Annotated in this window: 23 protein-coding genes and 1 pseudogene; 10 read left to right on the plus strand and 14 right to left on the minus strand. The window is 67.9% G+C overall.

What is annotated here, in order from left to right; translation table 11 throughout:
• Positions 1-75: 75 nt before the first annotated feature.
• Together VYJ16_RS12265 and VYJ16_RS22195 are read right to left on the minus strand one after the other, a co-directional pair.
• Positions 76-1,341 (minus strand): MFS transporter, encoded by a 1,266-nt coding sequence (locus VYJ16_RS12265; RefSeq protein WP_336350593.1) that lies wholly within the window; start codon positions 1,339-1,341, stop codon positions 76-78.
• Between the two features lie 11 nt (positions 1,342-1,352).
• On the minus strand, positions 1,353-1,919 hold the full coding sequence (locus VYJ16_RS22195; protein WP_379762540.1) for a glutathione S-transferase family protein: 567 nt from the start codon (positions 1,917-1,919) through the stop codon (positions 1,353-1,355).
• 126 nt (positions 1,920-2,045) lie between these two features.
• Between VYJ16_RS22195 and VYJ16_RS12270 the strand changes: the two genes are divergently transcribed.
• On the plus strand, positions 2,046-3,068 hold the full coding sequence (locus VYJ16_RS12270; RefSeq protein ID WP_336350594.1) for an NAD(P)/FAD-dependent oxidoreductase: 1,023 nt from the start codon (positions 2,046-2,048) through the stop codon (positions 3,066-3,068).
• Positions 3,069-3,136: 68 nt separating this feature from the next.
• Here the strand turns inward: VYJ16_RS12270 and VYJ16_RS12275 are convergent, their stop codons facing one another.
• Positions 3,137-3,607, minus strand: coding sequence for a redoxin domain-containing protein (locus VYJ16_RS12275; RefSeq protein WP_336350595.1), 471 nt, complete (start codon positions 3,605-3,607; stop codon positions 3,137-3,139).
• Positions 3,608-3,967: 360 nt separating this feature from the next.
• On the opposite strand from VYJ16_RS12275, the pseudogene VYJ16_RS22200 reads away from it, so the two are divergent.
• Positions 3,968-5,580 (plus strand): annotated as a pseudogene (locus VYJ16_RS22200) (transposase).
• A 337-nt stretch (positions 5,581-5,917) separates the two neighbouring features.
• On the opposite strand, the gene VYJ16_RS12290 reads toward VYJ16_RS22200, so the two are convergent.
• From VYJ16_RS12290 to btuC, 3 genes are all read right to left on the minus strand, one after another.
• Positions 5,918-6,883 (minus strand): hypothetical protein, encoded by a 966-nt coding sequence (locus VYJ16_RS12290; RefSeq protein ID WP_336350598.1) that lies wholly within the window; start codon positions 6,881-6,883, stop codon positions 5,918-5,920.
• A 103-nt stretch (positions 6,884-6,986) separates the two neighbouring features.
• Positions 6,987-8,261, minus strand: coding sequence for a heme ABC transporter ATP-binding protein (locus VYJ16_RS12295; RefSeq protein ID WP_336350599.1), 1,275 nt, complete (start codon positions 8,259-8,261; stop codon positions 6,987-6,989).
• 49 nt (positions 8,262-8,310) lie between these two features.
• On the minus strand, positions 8,311-9,405 hold the full coding sequence (gene btuC / locus VYJ16_RS12300) for a vitamin B12 ABC transporter permease BtuC (protein ID WP_336350600.1): 1,095 nt from the start codon (positions 9,403-9,405) through the stop codon (positions 8,311-8,313).
• A gap of 60 nt (positions 9,406-9,465) precedes the next feature.
• Between btuC and VYJ16_RS12305 the strand changes: the two genes are divergently transcribed.
• From VYJ16_RS12305 to VYJ16_RS12320, 4 genes are all read left to right on the plus strand, one after another.
• A complete protein-coding gene (locus VYJ16_RS12305; protein ID WP_336350601.1) occupies positions 9,466-10,719 on the plus strand; it encodes a PGF-CTERM-anchored ABC transporter substrate-binding protein in 1,254 nt (417 codons plus the stop codon).
• A gap of 84 nt (positions 10,720-10,803) precedes the next feature.
• Positions 10,804-11,085, plus strand: a complete 282-nt coding sequence (gene srp19 / locus VYJ16_RS12310) for a signal recognition particle subunit SRP19 (protein WP_227130851.1) — start codon at positions 10,804-10,806, stop codon at positions 11,083-11,085.
• Between the two features lie 55 nt (positions 11,086-11,140).
• Positions 11,141-11,365 carry an H/ACA ribonucleoprotein complex subunit GAR1 gene (locus VYJ16_RS12315; RefSeq protein WP_336350602.1) on the plus strand — a complete coding sequence of 75 codons (225 nt, stop codon included), beginning with the start codon at positions 11,141-11,143 and terminating at the stop codon, positions 11,363-11,365.
• Between the two features lie 104 nt (positions 11,366-11,469).
• A complete protein-coding gene (locus VYJ16_RS12320) occupies positions 11,470-12,504 on the plus strand; it encodes a presenilin family intramembrane aspartyl protease PSH (RefSeq protein WP_336350603.1) in 1,035 nt (344 codons plus the stop codon).
• Positions 12,505-12,517: 13 nt separating this feature from the next.
• On the opposite strand, the gene VYJ16_RS12325 is transcribed toward VYJ16_RS12320, so the two are convergent.
• Both VYJ16_RS12325 and VYJ16_RS12330 read right to left on the minus strand, forming a co-directional pair.
• The gene (locus tag VYJ16_RS12325) at positions 12,518-13,519 is read right to left on the minus strand and encodes an ornithine cyclodeaminase family protein (protein WP_336350604.1); all 1,002 of its coding nucleotides are present in this window, start codon (positions 13,517-13,519) and stop codon (positions 12,518-12,520) included.
• 90 nt (positions 13,520-13,609) lie between these two features.
• Positions 13,610-13,858 carry a DUF8015 family protein gene (locus tag VYJ16_RS12330; RefSeq protein WP_336350605.1) on the minus strand — a complete coding sequence of 83 codons (249 nt, stop codon included), beginning with the start codon at positions 13,856-13,858 and terminating at the stop codon, positions 13,610-13,612.
• A gap of 236 nt (positions 13,859-14,094) precedes the next feature.
• On the opposite strand from VYJ16_RS12330, the gene VYJ16_RS12335 reads away from it, so the two are divergent.
• A complete protein-coding gene (locus tag VYJ16_RS12335; protein WP_379762542.1) occupies positions 14,095-15,408 on the plus strand; it encodes an MFS transporter in 1,314 nt (437 codons plus the stop codon).
• Between the two features lie 27 nt (positions 15,409-15,435).
• Here the strand turns inward: VYJ16_RS12335 and VYJ16_RS12340 are convergent, their stop codons facing one another.
• On the minus strand, positions 15,436-15,864 hold the full coding sequence (locus VYJ16_RS12340; RefSeq protein WP_336350607.1) for a DUF3054 domain-containing protein: 429 nt from the start codon (positions 15,862-15,864) through the stop codon (positions 15,436-15,438).
• Positions 15,865-15,948: 84 nt separating this feature from the next.
• Between VYJ16_RS12340 and VYJ16_RS12345 the strand changes: the two genes are divergently transcribed.
• On the plus strand, positions 15,949-17,331 hold the full coding sequence (locus VYJ16_RS12345) for a hypothetical protein (RefSeq protein ID WP_336350608.1): 1,383 nt from the start codon (positions 15,949-15,951) through the stop codon (positions 17,329-17,331).
• Positions 17,332-17,387: 56 nt separating this feature from the next.
• Here the strand turns inward: VYJ16_RS12345 and VYJ16_RS12350 are convergent, their stop codons facing one another.
• Positions 17,388-18,821: an aldehyde dehydrogenase family protein gene (locus tag VYJ16_RS12350; RefSeq protein ID WP_336350609.1), complete on the minus strand. Its 1,434-nt coding sequence runs from the start codon at positions 18,819-18,821 to the stop codon at positions 17,388-17,390.
• Positions 18,822-19,172: 351 nt separating this feature from the next.
• Here VYJ16_RS12350 and VYJ16_RS12355 point away from each other — a divergent pair, with 351 nt between their 5' ends.
• Complete coding sequence (locus tag VYJ16_RS12355; protein ID WP_336350610.1) at positions 19,173-19,385, plus strand: DUF8145 family protein; 213 nt, start codon at positions 19,173-19,175, stop codon at positions 19,383-19,385.
• A 48-nt stretch (positions 19,386-19,433) separates the two neighbouring features.
• Here VYJ16_RS12355 and VYJ16_RS12360 read toward each other — a convergent pair whose 3' ends face one another.
• Complete coding sequence (locus VYJ16_RS12360) at positions 19,434-20,411, minus strand: aldo/keto reductase (protein WP_336350611.1); 978 nt, start codon at positions 20,409-20,411, stop codon at positions 19,434-19,436.
• A 140-nt stretch (positions 20,412-20,551) separates the two neighbouring features.
• Here VYJ16_RS12360 and VYJ16_RS12365 point away from each other — a divergent pair, with 140 nt between their 5' ends.
• Positions 20,552-21,172, plus strand: a complete 621-nt coding sequence (locus tag VYJ16_RS12365; protein ID WP_336350612.1) for a PKD domain-containing protein — start codon at positions 20,552-20,554, stop codon at positions 21,170-21,172.
• Positions 21,173-21,191: 19 nt separating this feature from the next.
• Here the strand turns inward: VYJ16_RS12365 and VYJ16_RS12370 are convergent, their stop codons facing one another.
• From VYJ16_RS12370 to VYJ16_RS12380, 3 genes are read right to left on the minus strand one after another with little or no spacing between them, the layout of a single operon-like run.
• Entirely contained in the window at positions 21,192-22,262 is a 1,071-nt protein-coding gene (locus VYJ16_RS12370; protein WP_336350613.1) for an ABC transporter permease, read from the minus strand.
• 1 nt (position 22,263) lies between these two features.
• A complete protein-coding gene (locus VYJ16_RS12375) occupies positions 22,264-24,099 on the minus strand; it encodes an ABC transporter permease (protein ID WP_336350614.1) in 1,836 nt (611 codons plus the stop codon).
• Positions 24,096-25,022, minus strand: coding sequence for an ABC transporter ATP-binding protein (locus tag VYJ16_RS12380; RefSeq protein ID WP_336350615.1), 927 nt, complete (start codon positions 25,020-25,022; stop codon positions 24,096-24,098). The genes VYJ16_RS12375 and VYJ16_RS12380 overlap by 4 nt, the downstream gene beginning before the upstream one ends.
• Positions 25,023-25,086: the final 64 nt, after the last annotated feature.

Genomic DNA, 25,086 nt, shown 5'->3' on the forward strand with positions numbered 1-25,086 from the left:
CCGTACACGCTCGAGGAATGCCACAGAGTCACGATTCCGAGGGACTGACTCCGGCGCGGAATCGGGATTCAGGTGTCATCCTCGGCCGCCAGCCAGTGCGGTCGCCTCGGGGAGCCGTCGGAGCCACAGCATCGCAACGGTCCCGACGAGCGGTCCGATGACCAGTGGCGCGAACGCCCACTGCCAGCCGACGACGCCGGCGATAATCGGCGTGACCTGGATCGAGCCGACGGTCAGTAGGAAGCCGACGGCCGTCTGCAGCGTCAGCGCTGACCCGACGTAACTGTCCTCGGCGAGTTCGGAGACGGCCGCCGAGAACTGCGCGGAGTCGGCGACGATGACGAATCCCCATATCAACAGGAACGGGACGAGGACGAGCAGGGTGCGGCCGAACACGAAGCCGGCACCGATGCAGGCGGTGCCGCTGACGACCATGCTCGCGCTCGTGACGGTCGTTCGTCCGATTCGGTCTGCGAACACACCGGCGACGAGGGCGCCGAGACCCCCGATGGCGATGGTTCCGAACGCGAGCAGCGCAGCGAGCGTTGGTGCAGGGTCACCGCTGGCAGCGAAACTCGCAGCCAGATAGACCGGTATCCACGCCCAGACGGCGTATAGCTCCCACATGTGACCGAAGTATCCGAGGTTGGCGAGCATCGTCCCGCGGTCACCGAGCATCCGACGAACCGCTCCGGGGTCGAATGGAGCCGCCGGAGCCTGGTGTGGCCCCGGGCGTACGAACAGAACGAGCACGCCACTGACTGCCGCGAGCCCAGCTGCACCCAGCAAGACGAGACGCGGCCGGCCGACGCCACCGATCGCCCGGAGTAGGTGCGGCATCGCCGAGCCGATAGTGAGTGCCCCAACCAGCGTGCCGATAGCGAACCCGCGTCCTTCTCGAAACCAGCCAGCCATGATTTTCATCCCGGTCGGGTACACGCCGGCCAGTGCGACGCCCGTCAGGAATCGCAACAGCACGGCTGGAAGGAATGACGACACGACAAGAGCGATGAGGACGGTCGCTCCTGCCCCGATGGCGGCTGAGACGGCGAACAGGTACCGCGGCGGGACCGTATCCGCGAGGGTGAGCGTCGCGGACAGGACGGCGCCGACGACGAACCCGAGCTGTACGGCGTTCGTCAACCAAGCCGTCTCTGCGCTTGAAAGGCTCCACGCCGTCGCGAGTTCCGGCCCGACTGCCGAGGCGCTGAACCAGAGCGTCATCGCCAACAGTTCGGCAAGCGCAAGCAGGAGAAGGACTCGGTACCGACTCGCCTCCGGCCGGCCGTGCCGCGTCTCTGATTCTGAGTTCTGTGATTCAGTTCCCGGACTCGTATCCATCACGCTAGGCCTCACATCACAGTGAATAAAGACCTACGAGGGAGTTCAACGGTATTGCACAGTATAAAATCTGCTAAGTATGCGAGAAACGGCTGTACGCACGCTGGGGAAGTAATGTCGATCGATTCGTTGTTGACGATGGTCTGGCGTTCTCGGTCCCAGAGGACGGGGACGGTCACTCGCCCAGTGTAGGTCGGGTCTGCCGCGACGTACACGTCTCGCAGGTGCTCGCTTCCGAGGACCGTATCGGGCGTACAGCATACCGTCTCGGTCGTGACCGTCCAGCCCTCGTCCTCCCGCCACGGGTCGACGACGTCCATCGAGACGGGGTCAGTGAGGCCGGTGAGGCGTCGCGTGAGTGCGACGTCGTGCGCCGACGGACAGTTCCGAGCAACGTGGAGCTGGTGGCGATCGGACGCCTGCTCGAAGCGAGCGTCAGCGGTGTCTCGAATCCGGTCACGGAACGTCGTTTCCCCGCGGTCGAACGCGCCACGCTCGTCGGTGTACGGTCCGATATCGGTCTGCCACTCGCCGTCGACGAGCGTGTTCCGGCCCGTGACGGCGCGTACGTGCTGCAGTTAGAGAGGTGGCGGCCGGTGACGCCACCGCTGCACAACGCTGACCGCCTTTCTGCCTCGATGTTCACTGCCGAGTGGGTTTGTCGACGCATACCTATTTTTCGTCTCCGAGCGTCGGCATCCTGTATGGGAGACTCAGCCGAACACTACGAGTACGAGGTCGTCGTCGTCGGCGGCGGCCCGGCCGGCATGACTGCGGCGCTGTACAGCACGCGACTCGGTCACAACACCGCGGTCGTGAACCGCGGTGGCGGCCGCGCAGCGATGATGCAGGAGGTCCACAATCTGCTCGGCGTCACCGAGGAGACGAGCGGCGCCGAGTTCCTCGGCGTCGGCCAGGACCAGCTCGAGTCGTACGGCTGTGACATCCATCGTGACCGCGTCGCGAGTTGCTCACGGACCGACGAGGACCGACTCCGGCTCTCCGGGAACGGATCGACCTACGAGGCCGACCGGGTCGTCCTCGCCACCGGGTTCAACGACGTGCGACCGGAGCCGCCACTCCCACGAACGGGACGGGGCCTCCACTACTGTCTGCACTGCGACGCACACATGTTCGTCGACGAGTCCGTGTACGTGATGGGCCACGCCGAGAGCGCCGCGCACGTCGCCGGCATCATGCTCAACTTCACCGACGAGGTCGACCTGCTCACGCGCGGGAACGACCCCGAGTGGAGCGAGGAGACTGGAGCCGTACTCGAAAACCACCCGATAGACGTCATCCACGAGGACGTCTCCGGCGTCCAGAATGGAGAAGACGGCTGGCTGAAGGCACTTGAATTCGAAGACGGCACGGTCCGGAAGTACAAGGGCGGCTTCGCGATGTACGGTGCCGAGTACAACAACGGCCTCGCTCGAGAACTCGGGTGCGACATCAACGACGACGGCACGATAGTCGTCGGTGACCACGGCCAGACGTCCGTCGACGACGTCTACGCGGTCGGAGACTGCACGCCCGGCCATAACCAGATTCCCGTCGCGCTCGGGCAGGGCGCGAAAGCCGGTATCGACGTCCACTTCCAGCTCCGTGACTTCCCGCGCGACCCGAGCCTTCTCGAAGAACAAGGCCCGGTTCGAGACGAGGAGGTGCCCGGCATTCCAGACGAACTACTGGAACAAGCCGTCGACTTCCACACGTACGGCGAGTAGGCGGGTGTCGACGCGGTGAACCGCGTCGCAGTCTGTCATCTCGTGGACTTGTAGCACTACAGTTTCGGTCACGTCGTCGCTTCGCGAAGTGCATCCAGGTCGGGCTGTTGTTCGGGACCGTCGGCCGACCACGCGAACTGGATAGTGCGGTTCGGGCCGACGACGAACGTTGCGCGACCTGGGACATCGCTGTGCCCCTCGAACTCGTCGACCAGGACGTCGTACGCGCGACTTACCGCACCGTCCGTATCCGACAGTATCGGGAACTGGATGTTGTGTTTGTTAGCGTACTCGCGGTGTGCGTAGGCGGCGTCGGACCCGACACCGAGCACGACGACGTCCTCCAAAAGCGTCAGCCAGTCGGCATCCCGGAGCGAACACCACTGGTCGGTACACGCCGGATGGAAGTCGAACGGATAGAAGACGAGAACCACCGACCACCCTCTATCCGTGTACTCGTCGAGACTGTGCGTGTCGATGGTACCAGCGGCAGCCCCAGTGAGCGTGAACGATGGGGCTTCCTGTCCGACGCGAAGCATACTAATCGTTTGCACCCAACTGATTTGAACGTCGTGCGACTGTGCAATCACGGCACACGATGCTGACAATCTAGAGACCTTCTGAACTGAGCCACTTCGGTGTGACGCTGGGTTAGAACAACAGTGGCTGAATTTGTATATTCCCTACTCTTGTCTGCGTTCACAAATAAAAGGAATCAATATTATTAGTGTGTCATGGGACTCGTCCAGAAGTGATTCACCAAACCTACTTTGGGCATAGTTCGAATCGAAGATCATCAGACCCGACGCACTCACTGATTTGAACTCTCGGTGAGTTAGGTTTCGGTCGAGATGATTGCCAGTATGTGAAGGAGTTCGCTTGTTTGATTGACTCACGCGATGTCAGATATGGCTTGTCGGGAGCGGTTGTTGACCGACGCGTACCTGATCGGAGTGGAACTCACGAGAGCACTCAACGCCGGACAATCGTTTTTTATCCCCCTTCGACAGCTTGAGGGCCCATTCGATTTGCTTGATGACGGCTATCCCGAGTGGCACCCAGCACCCCACTCCTTTGAGGGAATGCTGCGCTTATTTCTCTACCGGGAGTTCACAGGCGAGAGCTATCGCGATCTCACCAGGCATCCCGAACTGGGCGACACATTCGGCCTTGAGAAGATTCCTGATGAATCGGTGCTCTCGCGGACCTAGCGTAACCGCTTCGACGACGCCACCAGAGAGTTCGTCACCAGAGCCGCACACTACGTCGTCAAAGAGATTCACGACCGCGATATCCACGTTCCCGAAGCCCGACCGAAAGCCGAGGTTGTAACCCAAGATCGAGACCCGAGTGCGTTCCCGGACGAGCCGGCCGAAGACGAAGCACTCGAGTTCACTGCCGAGCAGATCCAGCGGACGACACGGCTGGCTCGGGACCATGGCTTCAATGGATTCGATTCCGGTCGTGCCGCGAACGCCACCTACGAGGACACCCAATTCTTCGAATTACAGACGTTCATGGGGATGGCCGGCTGTGGCACGCCACAGGGCGCCAACCGCTTCCAGTACCGACACGGCCCGGACAGGAGCCCTCATGGCGACACCACCTCAGAGCCGTCAAACAGTTCGAGCCCGAGACACTTATTGATGGATTCGAGGCGGCGACCGACCGGCTGCTCTCCGTTATCGGGTCTGAAGCCTCGTTCCGACGACCGGTGACGGCTGCAATCGACATCACGACCATCCCGTACTACGGCGACGTCGAGGGCATGCCGATGGTCAACGGAACGAAAGAGGAGGACCGGCGAGCGTTCAAATTCGCGACGTTGTCGATCATCGGGCAGAACATCCCACTGGTCTTGGCTGTGGAGCCGATTCGGGAGAGCTCGGAGTGGAATCAGAATCCATCGAACAAGATTCATCGTGTCGTCCGACGCCTAGTGAAGCGAGCTCAAGACCACGTCCCCATCGAGACGGTGCTGTGCGACCGCGAATTCGGCTCACAGCGCGTGTTCCAGACGCTCTCGAACCTCGGCGTGAACTACTTAATCCCGAAGCGAATCAACAGCACGGAGCGGGAGGTCATCGAGACGATGGAGACTGATGGGGAAGACGTCGCCGTGGAATCAGCGTCCGTTCACGTCGAAGCTGGCAGCCACCAGATGCGGTTCTTGTACGTACCCTCGACGAAAGGCGATGGCACGGCCGTCTTCGCGACGAACCTCAGGGTCGGACCAGACGAGGCAGAGACGGTCTGTCGCCGATACAGTCGCCGTTGGCAGATCGAGAACGAGTACAAATCGATCAAGCACGACTTCCTCGCGAAGACCTCCTCGAAGGACTACCGGGTACGGCTGTTCTACTTCGTGTTCGCCGTCTTACTGTACAATATCTGGCGGCTGACCGACTTCCTGTTGAAAGTGGATGTTGATGGCCCAATGGACTATGCACCTGTGCTGACTGCGGGTGAATGCGTCGAGATCGTCGTCTCAACGCTGATTCCACCCGACTAACTGACTGACTCCCGCCGGGAGTGCTCTCCCGGAGTGGAAACACTGTTCACCACCGTCAGAAATCAGCTACTATCTTACCCTCATTCGATAGTTGCGGCCAAAAGAACTCAACCCACTGGTGATACGGCGAGTAGAATCACAAGCTGGTGAGAAATTTAGAGAAAACTAGGCCATCCTCCGAAACTCTGGCTTCGGCACGCCAACACGTGGGTTCGGGCAACTAAGGGGGTGGAGCGACCGGTTCTGCGACGATGCTCGCGATGGGTTCGTCGCGCCGACGAGCGCTCCAGTCACCGACGACGGTTCAGGGATAGCACGGAGAACGACCGAGGGTGTATCAGAGGCGGCGTGCCACTCCTGCGGCCACGAACGCGACACGGCCGGATTCAGCGGACGACGTCGAAGGCACGTGTTCGAGTCGTTGACTCGTCGTCCCGATTTGCAGCGTCCCCGTTCGGTCCGATCCGTTCTCCGAGGCTCCCGGTACCCATTCCGGTCGGTCGACCGTGACGCGACCGACACCCCCGAACTGGACGCGCGTCACCGAGTGCAGCTCTCGACCGTCCTCGACGAACGTCCGTTCGAGACTGTACTCGATGATGCGGCCTTCCTCGGTGACGATGAGCGTGAGCGACACGTCGACGGTCCGGTCTCCGAACGCGTTCGGGGTCGCGGTCTCGTTCGCCACCACTCTGAACACGGGTTCGGTGACGCCGCTCGGGACGGTATCGAGCGCGGTCACGTCCGTGACGTTCGTCGCGACCAGGCCGGCCTGGAGGATGCCGGGGGCGGCGCGAACGGACACCTCGGTCGGCGGCACGGGCTCGCCCTCAGGCGAGCGAAGGAGTCGGACCGTCGGGTCGTCGTTGCCGTCGAGTGCGATCTGCTGCCAGACCGCGGACCCGTTCGCGTACAGTTGTCGGTGCGCGCTCCGGTTCCGGAGCGTGGACCGTCTTTCCTGGACGTACGTCGAGCGGTTCGCGCCGAACGTCGTCGTCGACTGATCGCTCGTGTACACCGTCCCGTTCGCGTACCGTTCGACGCGATCGATCTGGACGGTGTACGAGCGGCCTGCGAGCTTCCGGTAGTGGGCGTCAACGAGATCGAACGCGTCGGGCGCGGTGTCGGCGACGGGGTCGAACGCGATGACCGGCGGTCGGTCCGCCGACGATTCGGTGGTCGTGGTTCCCGTCGGCTCGTCGACGTCGAAGGGTTCGCGCGTCGTCGAGACGCCTCCGAACGACGAGCAGCCGGCGATGACGACGACCGCGAGCACGGCGAGGACCACTGTCGTCCGAGTCACATCACGTACTCCGGTGGCCACGTAAATCACGTTTCGGTGTACGGAACTCGAGCACGTACGACCGAACAGTGGCGACTATCGGACGCCAGTGCCATCGGGACGGTCAGTCGTCGGTCGTCTGCGGGTCGGAAGCACCCCGTCGGTCGGTCGTCGCTGTGTCGTCGCGGAACGCGATTGGGCGTATGGCGTCGTCGTTCGCCGCGGCGTTCCCCCGAACGCCGTCGGCGACGATTGTGGGGAGGTCGTCGAGTCCGATGCGGTCCCCTGCGTGGACGGCGTCGGGGAGCGTCGCATCGCGAATTGCGTAGGTGGGCATCGCGTCGGGGAGGGCGCTGAGGGCTGCGGCGGGGACGATACCGGCGGCGACGGCGCACGCTGCCGGTCCGGCGAGGTCCGCGACGGTGCGAGCGGTGGCCTCGTCGACGCCCTGGAACGCGGGGACGGTGACGACGCTGGCTTCGACGCCGGTCGCGGCTGTTGCGACCGCGTCACCGTCCGGAACGGGGCCGGCGGTCACGGTCGCGCCCGCGGCGGCGAGCGTGGTGACGACGCGGCCGGCTTGCGCGCCGGTTCCGACGACGTGCACGTGCGCGTCGAGCGACCACGCGGGCGCCGAGAGCGGTGTGACCGCGGGCGTGCCCGTGACGGGGTCGTCGACGACGGCAGCGTCGGCGTCGAACGCGTCCGCGACCGTCGCACGCTCCAGGACGCGCTCGGGCGGCCCGGCGGCGACGACGCCGCCGTCGGCGAGGAGGACGAGGCGGTCGCAGTAGCGCGCGGCGAGACTGAGGTCGTGGATGGCGGCGACCGCCGTGCGACCGTCCTCGACGAGGTCGGCGACGAGGTCGAGCGTCCGGATCTGGTGGTTGACGTCGAGGCTCGCCGTCGGTTCGTCGAGCAGGAGCACGGGCGCCTCCTGAGCGAGCGCGCGAGCGAGGACGACGCGCTGGCGCTCGCCACCGCTCACTGCGGTGATTGCCTTGTCGGCGAACCTCATGACCTCGGTGCGGTCCATCGCGCGGTCGACGACGTCTCGGTCCTCGCTGGTTGCGCGGTCGAACCGCCCGCGGTGGGGCGTGCGCCCCATCGCGACGACGTCGCGCACGGAGAAGTCGAACGCGAGCTGGGTGTCCTGTGGGACGACCGCGATGCGGCGACTGGACTCGCGAGCGCCGAGGCTCCCGACCGCGTCGCCGTCGACGGTGACGACGCCGTCGTCCGGGGAGAGGACGCCCGAGAGGCACCGCAGCAGGGTCGTCTTCCCGGCGCCGTTCGGGCCGACGAGCCCGACGAACTCGCCGTCGTCGACCGCCATCGAGACGCCGTCGAGGACGTCCGTCCCGCCGAGGGAGACGGTGAGGTCTTCGACGCGGATCATCGCGACGGCACCTCCGGCGGGCTGCTCGGGCGGGGGTGCGTCCGGCCGGTCATAGTTCGTGCACCTCGCGGCGGCGGAGGAGGAAGAGGAAGAACGGGGCGCCGACGGCGGCGGTGACGACGCCGACGGGGAGCGTCGCGGCGGTCGAGCGCGCGAGCGTGTCGGTGGCGACGAGGAAGATGCCGCCGGCGATCGCGCTCGTCGGGAGGAGCACGCGGTGGTCGGGGCCGACGACGAGCCGGAGGACGTGCGGGACGACGAGCCCGACGAACCCGATGACGCCGGCGACGGCGACGGCGGCTGCGGTGACGACGCTCCCGACCGCCAGGAGGACGCGCTTGGTGCGTTCGACCTCGATGCCGAGGGTGCGGGCGTCCTCCTCGCCGAGCAGGAGGACGTTCAGGTCGCGCGTGAACGGGAGGAGGGCGGCGAACAGGACGAGGACGACGGGCGTGGCGACGGCGACGTCGCCCCAGGCGGCGTTGTTGAGGTCGCCCATCAGCCAGTAGATCGCTCGCCGGATGCTCTCGCCGGAGTGCACGAGGAGGAAGGAGACGACGGCGCCGAGGAACGTCTGGACGGCGACGCCCGCGAGCAGGAGCGTCGCGACGGGGGTCCGGCCGCCTTCGGTGGCGATGGCGTACACGAGGAACGCGGCGACGATGGCGCCGACGAACGCGGCGGTCTGGATGCCGACGCCCTTCGGGAGCCCGAGCGGGCCGGTGACGGCGACGACGAGTCCCGGGGCGGTGATAGCGGCGACGGCGCCGAGTGCGGCGCCCGAGGAGACGCCGACGATGCTCGGGTCCGCCATCGGGTTCCGGAAGAACCCCTGCATGACGGTGCCGGCGGCGGCGAGCGCGAAGCCCACGACTGCCGCCAACACGATGCGTGGGGCGCGGACGCCGACGACGATGAGTTGGTTGGTCTGTGCGACGTCGAAGCTGAAGGGATGTGCGAGTTCCAGGCCGAGGCCGCCCTGGACGGTGACGCCGACCGGGACGGGCGTGGCGTTGAGCAGCGCTTTCGCGACTGTCGCGTACGGGATGGAGACGGGGCCGACGGTCGCGGCGCCGGCGATGGTCGCGAGGAGCGCGACCAGGAGGGCACTCGAGTACGCGGTGGCTGTCGTCCCTGCTCGCATCGATAGCAAGTCCACTTGCTTTAGATAAATACTTGTTGCATAAGCCGGGAGGTGTCCACGATGACACGCACGAACGCAGTCGCCGCAGTGCTGCTCGCACTCGCGCTCGTCGCCACGCCCGCCGCCGCCGCAGTCGGCCAGGGCGCAACGACGGCCGCGGCCGAGAGCACGTCGCTCCAGACGACCGACGTCACGCAGCAGTCGGTCGATACCAGTAGCACAGCAGGCCCCTGCGAGTACCCGCTCACGCTCCGTGACGCCTCGGGCACCCAGGTCGAGATAACCGGGGAACCCGAGCGCGTCGTCACGCTCGGGCCCGCGAGCGCCCAGACGATGTGGGAGTTCGACGCCCAGGACAAGGTCGTCGGCGTCACGCAGTTCGCCGCGTACCTCGACGGCGCCACCGCGAAGGCGAACGTCTCCGGTGCCGGCCGCGCGCGCATCAGCGTCGAGCGCGTCGTCGCCCAGCAACCCGACGTCGTCCTCGCCGAGAACGTCACGAGCCCCGAGACCGTCTCGAAGCTCCGCGACGCCGGCATCACCGTCTACTACTTCAACAACTCCGAGAGCATCGACGACGTCTACAAGAAAGTCGCCACCACCGGGCGAGTCGTCGGCGAGTGCGACGCCGCCATCGAGTCCGTCCGGTCGATGAGAGAGGAGATGGCTATCGTCGAGAACGCGACCGCGGGCGAGGAACCGCGTGACTTCCTCTACGCGCTCTTCGGGTACACCGCCGGCGAGAACACGTTCATCAACTCCGGACTCGAGGCCGCTGGCGGGAACAACCTCGCCATCGGCGTCGTCGAGTTCCCGCCGAACGGGTACGCGCCGATCAACCCGGAGACCGTCGCGAACCTCAGCGTCGACTGGATCGTCTATCCCGGAACGCCCGCGGCCATCCCGCAGAACGCCGCGTGGAATCAGACGACCGCCGTCCAGGACGGGAACGTCGTCGCCGTTGACCGCAACCACATCAGTCAGCCCGCGCCGCGCGTCGTCCTCGCGGTCCGGAGCCTCACGAAGACGTGGTACCCCGACGCGTACGCGGCCGCCAACGAGAGCCTCCGCGGGAGCGTCCAGGTGAACGCGGACGTCTACGCGAGCGTCGACGACGAGACGACGACCACGAGCGGTGACGACGACACCGACGCGACCACCAGTAGCACTGGCGACGGCGACGCGACGACGACGACCGCGACGGACGAGACGACGACCGAGCCCGTCGGCGAGGACGGCTCGCCCGGGTTCGGGCCGGTCGCACTACTTGCCGCCGCCGCCCTCGTCGTCGGCGCGCTCGCACGCCGCGACTGACGACCGACGACGACCCGCGTCGTTTCCGCTGTCTCGACCCGCGATTCCGGAAAGGTTGTAAGTCCCACGACCGGACCGATGGGTATGGTCGAGAACGTCCTCTATCCCGCGTACTTCGACGCGACGCTCTCCCGCGCCGACGGTCGACGCGTCCCGGAAGCCCTCGCCGTCGACGACCCCGACGTCGACGAGGTCGCGAAAGCCGTCCAACAGGTCGGGTACGACGTCATCGTCGAACGCGACAAACAGTACAGCCGCGAAGGCCACCGCGACCGCGGTCGCGTCCTCGTGAAGAACCCCGACGGCGACGCGAAGAACGACATCGTCCAGGCAGCCGCGGCCTACGTGAACGCGCTCCGAGAATGACGACCGGTCTCGGGGTGGCGTCGCGACCGACGACCGCTCTTGGGGGGCAGTCGGTATGAAGCGCGTCGGCGAAGTCGTCCGCGTCGCACAGGGGCTCGCTATCGCTCGGGTGAGCGACGACGACCCGCCGCGTATCGGCGCGGGCGTCGTCGACGAGAACCTCGACGACGTCGGGCGCGTCGTCGACGTGTTCGGGCCCGCCGCGCGCCCGTACGTCGCCGTGTCCGCGGACGGCGTCGACCCCGCGCTCCTCCTCGGCGAGAAGCTGTACGCGCGCTGACCCGCGCCCGGCTCGACGAGACGCTTCGCGCGCGCTGACTCCGTCTTTCTGCGGCGTCGTCGCGGAGCGAAACGTACTCCCGGCGCGGGCGGGTACTCGCGGGCATGGAAGACCGCACTCGCATCTACGCCGCGGTCGCGTTCACGATGGCGTTGTTCCTCGGCGTCCAGCTCGGCGGACTGATGCTCGTCGAACCGCTGGAGGCCGCGGACAAGGCGTTCACGCAGAACCCCGACGACCCGACGAACTCCATCCTGTACGTCGGCGCCATCCTCGTGATGACGGCGTTGATGCTCGCCGCGTTCAAGTTCGACCTCGACTGGATCGTTCGCGGATTCGTCGTGCTCGCGAGCGCCGGCCTCGCCTGGCAGGTGTTCGACGTCCTCGTCCCATCGCCGTTCTCGCTCGGGCTCGCCGCACTCGTCGGCGTCGCGCTCGTCGCCTATCCGGAATGGTACGTCATCGACGCCGCGGGCGTCCTCATGGGTGGCGCCGCCGCCGGCCTGTTCGGCATCAGCTTCGGCCTCCTCCCGACGCTCGTCCTCCTCGTCGTCCTCGCCGTCTACGACGCCATCAGCGTCTACGGCACCGAGCACATGCTCGACCTCGCCGACGGCGTCATGGACATGAAGGTCCCCGTCATCCTCGTCATCCCCACCACGCTCTCCTTCTCCTTCCTCGACATGCAGTCGCCTGACAGCGTCGACACCAGCGACGAGGAAGAGGTCGCTACCGACGGAGGGAGCGCGGACGCGGAGACGGACGTCGAGTCAGCGAACGACGTCGAAGCCGACGCCACCGACGAGCCCGAAGACGACGGCGTCCTCAACCGCGACGCGTTCTTCGTCGGCCTCGGCGACGCCGTCATGCCCACCATCCTCGTCGCGAGCGCCGCGCACTTCCACACCGCCGTCCCGAACGGCCCGCTCCCCGACCTCGGCCTCCCGCTCGTCACGATGAACCTCCCCGCACTCGGCGCCATCGTCGGCACCCAACTCGGCCTCGTCGTCCTCCTCTGGATGGTCCTCAAAGGCCGCGCGCACGCCGGCCTCCCCCTCCTCAACGGCGGCGCCATCGCCGGCTACCTCATCTGCGCGCTCGCATCCGGGCTTTCGCTCACCACCGCACTCGGACTTTGAGGCCGCCGGACGCTCATTGACCAGTAAGCGCCTCGCTCGCTGGCAGCCACTCGACCTCTGTCCCGAGGTCCTCGTCGGCCGCCATCGCGCGCTCGTAGAGCAGGTACGCGCCGGCGACCGTCTCGATGCCGGTGCCGCCGGAGTCGAAGATCGTGATCTCGTCGCGGCTCGTGCGGCCGTCGGCGTTCCCGGCGACGATTTCACCGAGTTCCGCGTGCACGTCGCTCTCGTCGACGACGCCGGCGTCCTTCGCCGCGATGAACGACCCGGCGTCCTGCGGGACGCGCTCGCGGAGGTCCGGCACGTACGTCCCGCGCTCGATGGTGCGCTCGTCGAGTTCGCGTTTCTCCGGATGATACTGACCCATCGCGGTGACGTGCGCGCCGTCAGCGAGGTCCTCGCCGTCGAACACCGGCTCGCTCGCGGTCGTCGCCGTGACGACGACGTCCGCGTCCTCCACCGCCGCCGCGGCCGAAGAAACCGCCGCGACCGCCGGGTCGAGCCGGTCGTTCATCTCCGCCGCGAAGTCCTCGCGGTGCTCCTTCGTCGGCGAGAACACGTCCACGGTCTCGAAGTCTCGGACCGTGACCGTCGCACGAAGCTGCCCTCGCGCCTGCGCGCCCGACCCGATGACCGCGAGACTGCTCGCGTCCCGGCGCGCGAGCGCATCCACGCCCACGGCGCCGGCCGCACCGGTCTTGAACGGGTTCATGCTCGCGCCGTCGACGACCGCGAGCGGCTCCCCGGACTCGGCGTCGAACAACGGCGTCGCGAACCACGCGTCGCGCTCCGCGAACCCCGCAGAGTACATGTAGCCGCCCATCGCGCCCGTGTCCGGGAGGACGGCGGCGTACGAGAACAACATCCCGGGCGGGTCCGCGTTCCGGAGCGTCGTCCGCGGTTTCGCGGACGCACCCTCGCCTCGCTGCCGGTAGCCGTCGCGGACCGCCTCGACGAACTCGCCGGGGTCGGCGAGCCCACTCACGTCGTCGCTCGAGAGGAACAGCGCTGTCATGCCCCTAGCTCGGAGCGCGAATCGCAAAAAGGGGCCGGGTAGGCGAGTTGGCTGGGTCGCAGTCGCTCGAGGTCGGTAGCGGCAAGTCGATTATTCGGCGTCCGGGACGGGCGTCGACGTCGGCGAGTCAGTGGGGGTCGCAGGGGCGTCCTGGCGGAGGCTGGGTGCGTCGACGGGGCCGTTCACGAACATCGCGTGCCCGATGAGGGCGACGGCGACGAGTGCACCGAGTGTGACGGCGGTGCTGAGCGCGAGGTCGGTTGCGAACGTGAGCGAGCCGGAGATGCCGAGGAGCGAAAGCGGGATCGCCCCGAGCACGATGTCGTAGTACCCAGTCATAATATACTCTAACAAATGGGGCCCGGGTACTTGTATCTTGGGGTGGAATGGGTTCTGTATTTCACGCGTCGATGATTCGTACTTGCTCCAGCATGACTGCGACACATACTCGTAACTTATGAGAATACAACGAGTAGGAAAACGCACGACAGCAGCGGGTTTACCTGAGGTAAATTACTCAGTGGTGGCGCAAGGCCCGCGTGAACACCGAGGAATCTACCCCGACCGGTGGGCTCTTGTCGGAGAACGCCCTCGCCGGGCACGTGGACCGGAACGACCGCGCCGTCGTCGGCCTCGCGACAGTCGGACACGCGAGCGTGCACACGTTCGAACTCGCCATCCCCCTGTTCATCCCGCTCTGGCTCGCCGAGTTCGACAGTCTGGACCTCCTCGTCGCGAGCGTGCCGTTCGACGCCGCGGCCGCCGGCGTCCTCGTCACCATCGGGTACGGGCTGTTCGGGCTCGGTGCACTCCCCGGCGGCGTGCTCGCGGACCGCGTCGGCTCGAAGCGCCTCATCGTCGCGTGCCTGTTCGGGATGAGCGCGGCGTTCGTCGTGCTCGCGCTCGCCCCGTCGGCGCTCGCCGTCGGCGGCGCGCTCGCGCTCTGGGGCGCCGCCGCGAGCGTCTATCACCCCGCGGGCCTCTCGATGCTCTCCCGCGGTGCGAGCGAGCGCGGGAAGGCGTTCGCGTACCACGGCATGGCCGGGAACCTCGGTATCGCCCTCGGCCCGTTCGTCGTCGCGGTCGCGCTCGTCGTCGCCGACTGGCAGACCGTCGCGCTCGCACTCGCCCTCCCGGTCGTCGGCGTCGCCGCGCTCGCGACGCGCATCGACGTCGACGAACGCGCCGCCGTCGAGGAGGATAGCTCGGACGGAAACGAGGACCCCGCGACCGCGAGCGACGGCGGGGAGGACCGCACCAGTTCCGTCGAGTCGTTCGCGGACTTCAAGCTCGGGTCGAAGGAGCTGTTCCTCGGCGGGTTCGCGCTCATCTTCCCGGTGGTCGTCGCCTCCGGCCTCTACTACCGCGGCATCCTCACGTTCCTCCCCGAGGTCTTGTCGTCGTACGACGCGTTCGCCGCGATCGCCGTCGGCGACCTCTCGCTGGAGACGTACCGGTACGCGTACGCCGGCCTGCTCGCGGTCGGCATCCTCGGCCAGTACGCCGGTGGCCGCGTCAGCGACCTCGTGCGCCCGGAGCGTGCGCTCGCGCCTGCGTTCCTCGCGCTCGCCGTCCTCGCCGCGTTCGTCCTCCCGGCGGCGAACGCCGGCCTCGTCCCGTTCCTCGCGCTCGGCGTCGTCCTCGGCACGATGCTGTTCTTCGTGCAGCCGCTCTACCAGGCCGCCGTCGCCGACCACACGCCCGCCGGGACGCGCGGGCTCTCGTACGGCTACACGTACCTGGGCGTGTTCGGCGTCGGCGCGCTCGGCGGCGCGCTCGCCGGCGCCATCCTCGAGTTCGCCGACGCCGCGGCGCTGTTCGCGACCCTCGGCGGTATCGCGCTCCTCGGCGCCGGTGCGGCGCTCGCGCTCGCCAGACGCGGCGAGTGAGTGACTACCGGGGAGAGGGAGGGGCGGTCAGGCGCGCGCACCGAGTCGCGAGACGACGAGTGGTCGGACGACGCCGAGCGCGAGCGACCCGAGGCCCATCATGACGAGCGCGAACGAGAGCGGAGAGTCGCCGGCGAGGTAGCTGGTTCCGCGGAGCGTGAGGCCGATGCCGGCGCCACCGAGCCACGCGCCGACGGTGAGCTTCGCGGTGTCGACACCGCCGGCGAACGCGCGGTCGCCGTACGCGCCGACGAGCGCGGCGACGAGGAACCACCCGAGGAGGAACGGCGCTGCCGTCACGAGCACGCGACCCGGGTTCCCGACGACGTCCACGGCGTGCCGGAGTTCCCCGGCGAGGACGAGCGCGAGCAGCGTCGCGACGTCCGCCGCCGCGAGCTTTCCGACGGCCGACAACCCCACCGACCTCGCGTCGAGCGTCCGAGCGAGTACGTTCATGTGAGGGCCATGCGACCGCTGGGGCAAGACTCCCTCGGTCGCGTCGCCAAAGACACTTATTCGTGGAGACACGTCGACTCGAGTATGTGTCCCCAGAAGCGACGCGACCTCCTCGGGCTCGCCGGCGCGACCGCGACATCGCTCGCGGCCGGCTGTCTCTCCACGGGCGAGGGCGAGTTCAACGATTCAGCGACGACTGACGACCAGACGACGGAGACAGACGCGGTGGCTGGCAGTGGCGATGCGACCGCGACCGTCGACGGCGAGTTCGCGGCGACGACGTGGCTACCGGAACCGGACGCTTTCGGGTACGATAGCGCGTACATGGGCTTCGCGGGCGACCTGAACGCGCTCCGGGACGCCGACGTCACTGACGCGGCAATGGCTCGGACGGCGGACACCTTCCTCCCGTTGCGCGGGCAGGTCCTCTCCCCGGAGGACGTCGTGGAGCTGGCGACGGTCCAGGACGTGGCGACCGCGTGCACGTTCGACCTCGCCCCGGCGACGGTGCGCGACCGGATCCGAGCGGTGCGGCCCGATTGGGGTACGCCGACGGCGACGCCAACCGCCGGCGCCGGCACACCCAGCGGCGACGACGATACCGACCCAGAAACAGAGACGGGCTCGGGCGAATCGGGCGTCACCCGCATCGACGCTCCCGATGGCTACGAGGGATACGAGACCGCCATCGGCGTGTACTGGCTCGGCGGCGACCACCTCCTGTACGGTCCGGATCGACGACTGGTGCAGACGATGGTCGACGCGCACTCGGGTGACGTCGACCGGTACGCCGCGAACGCCGACGTCGACGCCGTGCTGGAAGCCACCGGGGAGGTGGACTTGCTCGCGGTCGCCGCACGGAGTCAGCGAGCCGTCGCGGACGCGGCAGCGTTCGGGTACGGCTGGCGGTTCGGCGACGACGTGGCACTCGCCGCACCGTTCGCGTTCCCGGACGACGACGCGACCGACCCGAGCGCGGTCGCACAGCTCTCGGACATGGCCGGCTTCACCGACTACGGCAACTTCGACGTGGAGACGACGGGGCGAGTCGTCACGCTCACCGCGAACCTCTCCGTCTCCGAGTTCGACCTCCTGCAGCGCGACGACGGCGGCCGTACCGCGACCGGCGGGAGCATGCCTCAGGTGTCGTTCGCGTTCGAGGCGAACCGCGGGAAGGACGGCGAGTGGGACGGCGGCGAGGACGAACGCGTCGTCGTCACGCACCAGGGCGGCGACAGCATCGCCCTCGCGAACGTCGCGCTGCACTACGAGGGGTCGGACGTCGCCAAGTCGGACGTGTTCGCGTCCACGAAACCCGCCGGCGACACGTGGGCCGGGGGCGGCGAGTGGACGCTACGGGTCGACGCGGCCGGCGCGGACTTCGAGTCGGGCGCGACGCTCCAGGTGGTCTGGACGAGCGACGACGGGAGCCGGTCCGCGGTCATCGCGATGTTCCAGCTGCCCTGAGAAACGAGCGGTCGTCGAGAACGAGTTCGGTGCGAGACGGCGCACCGCGTGGCTGCTTACAGGATGATGCTCTTCTTGCGGACGAACGCGTGGATGCTGGCGTCGATGCCTTCGCGGCCGATGCCGGAGTCCTTGTTCCCGCCGAAGGGGATGTCGCCGAGGCCGTGACTGGGCGCGCCGTTGATGCGGACGCCGCCGGCGTCGATGGCGTTCGCCATCCGCATCGCGCGGTCGTGGTCCGCCGTGAAGACGGCGGCGTCGAGCGCGAGGTCGTTCCCGTTCGCGAGGTCGAGCGCGTCAGCCTCGCTCTCGAACTTCGTGACGGCCGCCACCGGCCCGAACTGCTCCTCGTGGACGATGCGCGCGTCGTGGGGCACGTCCGCGAGGAGCGTCGGCTCGTAGAAGTTCCCGTCGCGCTCGCCGCCGCGGACGAGCGTCGCGCCCTTCTCCACGGCGTCCTGCACGAGTTCGTCGACCCACTCCGCCTGGTCCTCGCTGATGAGCGGCCCGAGCGCGGTGTCCTCGTCGAAGAGGTCGCCGATCGGCCACTCGTCCATCTGGCCCTCGATCTTCGCGACGATCTCGTCGTGGACGTCCTCGTGCGCGAGGACGCGCGAGACCGCCGAGCAGCGCTGGCCGGCGTACTTCAGCGAGCCCTTGGTCGCGGCGGCCGCGGCGGCGTCCAGGTCGGCGTCCGGGAACACGATCTCGGGGGCGTTCCCGCCGAGTTCCATGTGGAGGTTCACCATCCCGGACTCCTTCGCGACGTGCTTGCCGGCGCCGCTGGAGCCGGTCATCGCGATGGCGTTGATGCGGTCGTCGCCGGCGAGCACGTCGCCGATGTCGCTCGCGGACCCGGCGACGTAGTTGAACGCGCCCTCGTGGGGCAGGTCGACCTCGCTGATGACCTCCGCGAGGATGGCCGCCGAGATCGGCGTCTTGCTCGCGGGCTTGAGGACGATGGCGTTCCCGGCGGCGAGCGCGGGCGCGACCTGGAGCGCGGTCGTCGCCAGGGGATAGTTGTACGGCGTGATGCACAGCACCGCGCCGATGGGTTCGTGCTTCACGATGGCCTCCCAGCCCTCGTGGCCGGCGGTGGTGCCCTCGCGGTACTGGCCTTTCATATGCCGGATCTCCTCGGCGGCGCGGCGGAAGCGTTCGGCGGCGGAGTCGACCTCGCCGCGCGCGCTCGATATCGGCTTCCCGGCTTCGCGGACGATGACTTCCGCGAGTTCCTCCTTTCGTGCTTCGAGGCCGTCGGCGATCTCGTTCATCCAGCCGGCGCGCTCGACGACGGTGGTCTCGCGCATCGCGGGCTTGGCTGCCTGGGCGGCCGCGAGCGCGTCGCGGGCCTGTGCGGGCGTGGCCGAGGTGACCTCGGCGAACGTGCCACCGTCGGCGAGGTCGGTGACGGTGAGGCGTTTCTCGCCGCCGAGCCATTCGCCGTCGACGTACACGCGTTCACGTCGCTGTGCTGCGGTGGTTTCCATGGTAGAACACTGCACCCCCAGATGCAAAAGATTTACTCAAGGCCGAAATAACGGGGCTGTGATCGGGAGTAAATGCAGGTAGCACGCTCAGAAACGCGTTTCACGGGGAATCACGGCGATGCGAACGAACCCGTTCATCGTCCTCGACGGCGTACAGACGCCGAGGCGGCGGGCGAACGCGGCTCTCTGGACGCAACCGCCAGTAAACGACACCCGTCGCCGACGAGGCGACCACCTGCACGTCGACGCCCGCCTGGCGACCAACTGGGGCGCGTCGGCACCTTCGCGACCAACGAAGGCTCGCCGCCGGGCTAGCGACTAACTGTCTCCCCACCCAACCGAAGAACGACGATGGAGGTGCCAGACGACGCACCCGAGGACTGTCCCGTCTGCGACCGACCGTACGACTCCGTGAGCGAGCACGACGCCGGCGTCATGGTGAACCTCCTCGACAACGAACGCTACCAGCGCGTGTGCTTCGAGCCGCGACCGGGCGGACGACTCTGGTTCTTCCATCATACGCACGCCCAGACCGCAACCGCCGAGGACCCCTACTCGGACTGACCGTCAGCGACCCGGACCGACCGAGACCGGCCCGGGCCGCAGTCACCGTCACTCGTGCCCGGACACCCGCACCGGCTCGTACGGCTCCTCGAGGTACGCGACGTCGCTCGCCGAGAGACTCACCGACTCGAGCGCCTCCACCGCGTCCTCGAGGTGCTCGACGCTCGTCGTCCCGACGATGGGCGCGTCCACGTGGTCCTTCTCGAACAGCCACGCGAGCGCGATCTGCGCCATCTTCACGCCCTTCTCCGCGGCGAGTTCCTGCACGCGCTCGTTCACCTCGACACCGCCGCCCTCGTCGTACGGATGCCGGCGCGCGTGCTCCTCGTTCTCGCCGCGCGTCGTCGTCTCGAACTCGTCGTGCGGTCGCGTGAGCCACCCGCGCGCGAGCGGACTCCACGGCATGACGCCCACGCCCCGCTTCTCGCAGAACGGGAGCATCTCGCGCTCCTCCTCGCGATACGAGAGGTTGTAGTGGTTCTGCATCGTCGCGAACGACTCCAGCCCCAGCGAGTCGCTCGCGTGGAGCGCGTCCGCGAACTGGTGGGTCCACATCGAGGACGCACCGATGTTGCGGACCTTCCCGCGTCGGACGGCGTCGTCGAGCGCGCGCAGCGTCTCCTCGATCGGAGTGTCGTAATCCCAGCGGTGGATCTGGTAGAGGTCGATGGTGTCCATCCCGAGCCGGTCGAGGCTGTTCTCCAACTCCTGCTCGATGGCCTTCCGGGACAGCCCGCCCGAGTTCGGGTCGTCCTCGTCCATCTGGAAGTAGCACTTCGTCGCGACCACCGCCTCCTCGCGGCGCCCCTCGAGTGCGTCGCCGAGGACGCGTTCGCTCTCGCCCGCCGAGTACATGTTCGCGGTGTCGAAGAAGTTGATACCGAGGTCGAGCGCCCGGTCGACGAGTTCCTTGCCCTCCTCGGGGTCGAGGACCCACGGCCGCCAGTCGCTGTCCCCGAAGCTCATGCAACCGAGGCAGATGCGGGACACCTCGACGCCGGTGCTGCCGAGTGTGGTGTACTCCATGCCGGACGCGACGACGCCCGGCCACTAAGACCTACGCCCCCCGGCGAACCAGCGGCGCGCACGCGGTGACTCGGTGAGCGGCGACCATCGCACCCGTTCGTGTCGATAGGTTGAAGACAAGGACGGCGGGATACGGGAGTATGCGCACCCCGACCGCCGTCCTGGTCGCAGTCGCGCTCGTCGCCGCCGCCGTCTCCGGCGCCGGAATCGCCGGCGCAGCGACTGGGGACGCGCTCGCTGCCGACGCGACCCCGACCGCATCCGTGGACGACACGACCGCCCCAGCATCCGTGGACGACACGACCGCCCTCCAGTCCACCGCCGTCGCCACGCCGGAGAACCTCAGCGTCCGCGTGAAGACGCCGCGTACCATCGCGAAGAACGTCACGCAGAACTACTCCGTCGCCGTCGACGGCGCCGACGGGAACGTCACCGCTACGTGGACGTTCGACCGTGAGGCGGCGAACGGGACCGACGGCGTGACGAAGAACGGCACGGCCGTCCAGCACACGTGGGCCGACGGCGGGAACGCGACCATCACCGTGACCGTCGTCGACGAGTCCGGCGCGTCCGTCACGAAGGAACTCACCGTGACGGTCGTCGAGTACGGGAGCGCGGACGACGACCCGGCCGGGTCGACGCCGTTCCGCTTCGTCGGGTCGATGATCGTCATGGTACTCGCGATGGTCCTCCTCCCCGCGGTCCTCTACCTGTTCGTGCTCCCGACGGCGATGACGTACCTGACCGACGAGTTCTCCTGACGCGGCGCGTCGGGCGCGGTCAGATTCGCTCCGGGTCCATTCGCCCGACGAGCAGCCGCACGACGACGTACGCTGCCAGTCCCAGGAGGACGTACAGGACCGCGAACGCGATGGTCGTCCGACTCGTCGTCCCGATGGCGAGGCGCGCGACCGTGTTCGCCGGATGCTCCGGGAGCAACCCGCCGAGGGTCGCCGCGCCGATGATGCCCGTCGAGTACAGGAACTGCGCCTGCCGGCGGTCCGACGACCAGAGCGCGATGCCGACGCCGAACGCGACCACCGCGAGCGACAGGCCCGTGACGAGGAGGACGAGCAGCGAGACGTTCCGGACCTCCGTTCCGTTGACGCCGAGGAGGACGAGCCAGGCGAGCGCCTGCACCGGTGCGAGGCTCGCGGTCGCGAACAGCTTCGAGTCCACGATGTCGCCCATGGAGACCGGCGCGACCCGGAGGAGTTCGAGCGTCCCGCGCTGGGATTCCTCCGTGAGCGAGTCCACCGCGATGGAGCCGCTGATGAACACCGGCAGGAACATCAGGAGCGGGACGAGCACGGTGTACGTGAACCCGTAGTACGGACTGCCGCCGGAGCGCACCGGGACGTGTAGCGGCGGTGCGGCGAGGTCGTCGCGGTACTCGAGGCGGAGTCGATGTTCGAGTTCCTCCATCCCTTCGCGTATCTGGACGACCGCTATCGTCGTCCGGATGTTCTCCTCCGGCACCATCGCTCGCACCCTGAGTGTCCCGTTCACCGTCTCGTTCGAGACCAGGACTGCGTCCACCTCCCGGTCCTGGAACGCGTCCAGTGCGGTCGCCGAGTCGGGGTACCGGCGGACGACGACGCCCTCGTCGTCGCCGAGGACGGCGCCGATCTCGTCGCTGCCGTCGCCCGCGAGTCCGACGCCGAGCTGGTAGGTCTGCCCGGCGCCCGGGTCGTACAGGGAGACGAGGCCGACGACGAGGAACGACGAGAACGACGCGACGAACAGCTGGATGAGGAGCGCGAGGACGATGGTCTTCTCCGAGCGAAGGGCGGCGAGTTCGCGCTTCGCGATGGCGAGTCGCGCGCCCGAGGACCCCGAGTCGTCGCTCATCTCAAGCCACCCCCGACCGAAGGCCGATGACGAGCCCGTTGTACCCGAGGTGGACGAACACCGCGGTGAGGAACGCGAGCGCGTACGTCGTCCGACCCTTCTGCGCCCCTATCGCGGAGATGGTGGCGGTGAGGACGTGCAGTCCGAGCGGGAGGAAGAGGAGCGCGAGCACGAGCAGCGGCGACGCGTCGGTCGGAACGGTCGTGAACGCGGCGCGCCCGTACTCGACGTTCCCCATCCCGACGAGCTGGACGACGAGCGTCGCCTTCTCCGCGAGGAAGAATCCGACGCCTGCGGCGACGCCGACGCCGACCGCGGCGAGCGTCGAGTTCTCGAAGCGGTCGTGCGTGAACCCCGCGTAGCTCGCGAGGCTCTTCGCGAGCTCCTCGACGACCGCGATGGCGGCGAGGAGCAGCGGGAGGGCGACGACGCTCGGGATGGGGAAGACGACGGCGATGACGAGGAGTTCCGCGACGAACACGAACGGGAGCGCGGCCATGGTGACGGCGGCGACGGACTTCTTCGAGTGCACGAACGTCGCGACCGCGTCCAGCGCCTTCGCGCCGAGGCGCTTCTGCGTGAACATGTCCTCCTCGCGGTAGACGCTCGCGCCGACCGCGAACAGGACGAGCGCGGCGAGGTAGAACGGGCCCGTGGAGTACAGGTACTCGACGGTCGTGAACCCGACGTCGCGGAGGTGCCGGACGACCAGCGTGAGTGGACTGATGAGCGCGATGGGCGTGATGTCCGAGAAGATCGCGGGGACGAACACGTACGCGGTGAGGAACACGGAGACGGCGATGGTGACGAACGTGAGTTCCTTGAACGACCGCGCGAACATCCCGCCGACGAACGTCGCGGCGAGGAACAGGAGCGCGATGGGCGTCACCGCGGCGAGGATGGGTGGGACCGCGGCGAGACTGTAGGGGTCGCCACCGACGACGACCGCGATGCCCGCGCACACCGCGAGCAGCGCGGCGAAGTACGGGAGGGTCTTCCCGGCGATTATGTCACCGCGGGTCACCGGGGAGACGAGCATGAGTTCCCCGCGGCGGTTCACGCGCTCGTTGATGATCGTGCTCCCGTACGCCTGCACGACGAAGTTCATCGGGACGATGAACAGGAACGCGAGGACGAGCGACTGGAACGGGAACGGCGGGGAGAGCGCCCCCGGCGTCCCGGTCGTATCCGACCCGCCGGCGCCGCTACCGACGCTCGGTGCACGAACCGGTCCGTCGTCGCCGCCGCCGAGGCCGCCCCCGATGCCGCCGCCGGCCCCGCCGCCGCTCGCACCACCACCGCCGCCGGCTCCGTCGCCGCCTGCGTCCCCGCCGGCACCACCGCCCCCGTCGTTCCCGCCGCCGTCGACGCCGGGTAACGGCTGGGAGACGCGCTCGACGTACTGGAGCGTCACGACGACCGGGAACGCCGCGTACTCCTCGGATTCCCCGCGGTCCACCTGCGCCGCGAGACTGCGGTCGTTGTACTGGCGGATCGCAGTCCGTAACTCGTCGTACGCGGCCGCGCCCTTCCGCGTGTCCGCCTGCTGGAACTGGCCGTTCCGAACGAGGACGGAGACGTCGTCGCCCAGCTCCCCCCTGGGCGACCCGGCGACCAGGCGCTCGTTCTGCTGGACGACGTCGTAGTACGGACTCGATTCGTCGACGCCGACGCGATAGATGCCCTCGTCGAGACTCACGTCCGAGACGAGCGCCGGCCCCGCCGCGATACCGACGGCGAGGACGAGGACGGCGAACGCGACGGTCGTCCGGTCGAGCGTCCCGGCGCTCTTCGTGACCTCCCAGCGCGCGATGCGGAGCGTCTTCCGTAGCTTCACGTCTCGACCTCTTGGGTCGGGCGTTCCGCCTCGGGTTCGCGCGCGGACTCGACGCGCTCGCCGGCGATGTCGAGGAAGATGTCCTCCAGGCTCGGGTCCTCGGTCTGGATGTCGACGACGCGCCCGCCGTCGGCCTGGGCCTCCCGACGCACGCGTTCGACGGCGTCCATGTCGCCGACGACGACCTGATAGTGGTCCTCGTCGTCGTCGTGCGCTGCGTCCCGCACCGGGACGTCCGTGTACACGTGGTACGCGGTCTGGCCGTGTTCGTCGCGTATCTCGTCGAGCGTCCCTCTGGCGATGATGTCGCCGTGGTTCATCACGATGAGGCGGTCGCAGATGGACTCGACGTGGTAGAGGTTGTGCGCGCTGAACACGATGGTCTTCCCGTCGTCGGCGAGCTCGCGCGTGAACTCGATGATGTAGTTCGTCGTGAGCGGGTCCAGGCCCGACGCCGGTTCGTCGTAGATGAGGACGTCCGGGTCGTTCACGAGCGACCGCGCGATGGCGACCTTGCGCTTCATGCCCTTGCTCATGTCGCCGATGCGTCGCTCGCGGTGCTCGAGGTCGAGACGGTCGAGGGCCTCCTCGATGCGCTCGCGTGCGGTCTCGGTCGGGACGTCGTAGAGGTCCGCGAAGAACTCGAGGTAGCCGTGCGCGGTCATCTCCTCGTACAGCGGCGACTCCTCTGGGAGGAACCCGAGGTTCCGACGCATGTCGAGGCTCCCGGCGGACGCGCCGGCGATCTCGACGTCCCCACTCGTCGGTTCGACGAGGCCGGCGAGCATCTTGAGCGTGGTCGTCTTCCCGGCGCCGTTCGGGCCCACCACCCCGAACACCTCGCCGCGGTCGACCTCGAACGTGCTGCCGTCGACGGCGACGAAGCCGTCGTACGCCTTCCGCAGGTCGTCCACCCGGATCATTCGTTAGGTCGAGTCTGGGGTCGAATACAGGTTAAGCTTCTGGGCACCTCACCGCTCGATTCGA

This window comes from Halorubellus litoreus (genome assembly GCF_037081675.1).
GTDB classification, from domain to species: domain Archaea; phylum Halobacteriota; class Halobacteria; order Halobacteriales; family Natrialbaceae; genus Halorubellus; species Halorubellus litoreus.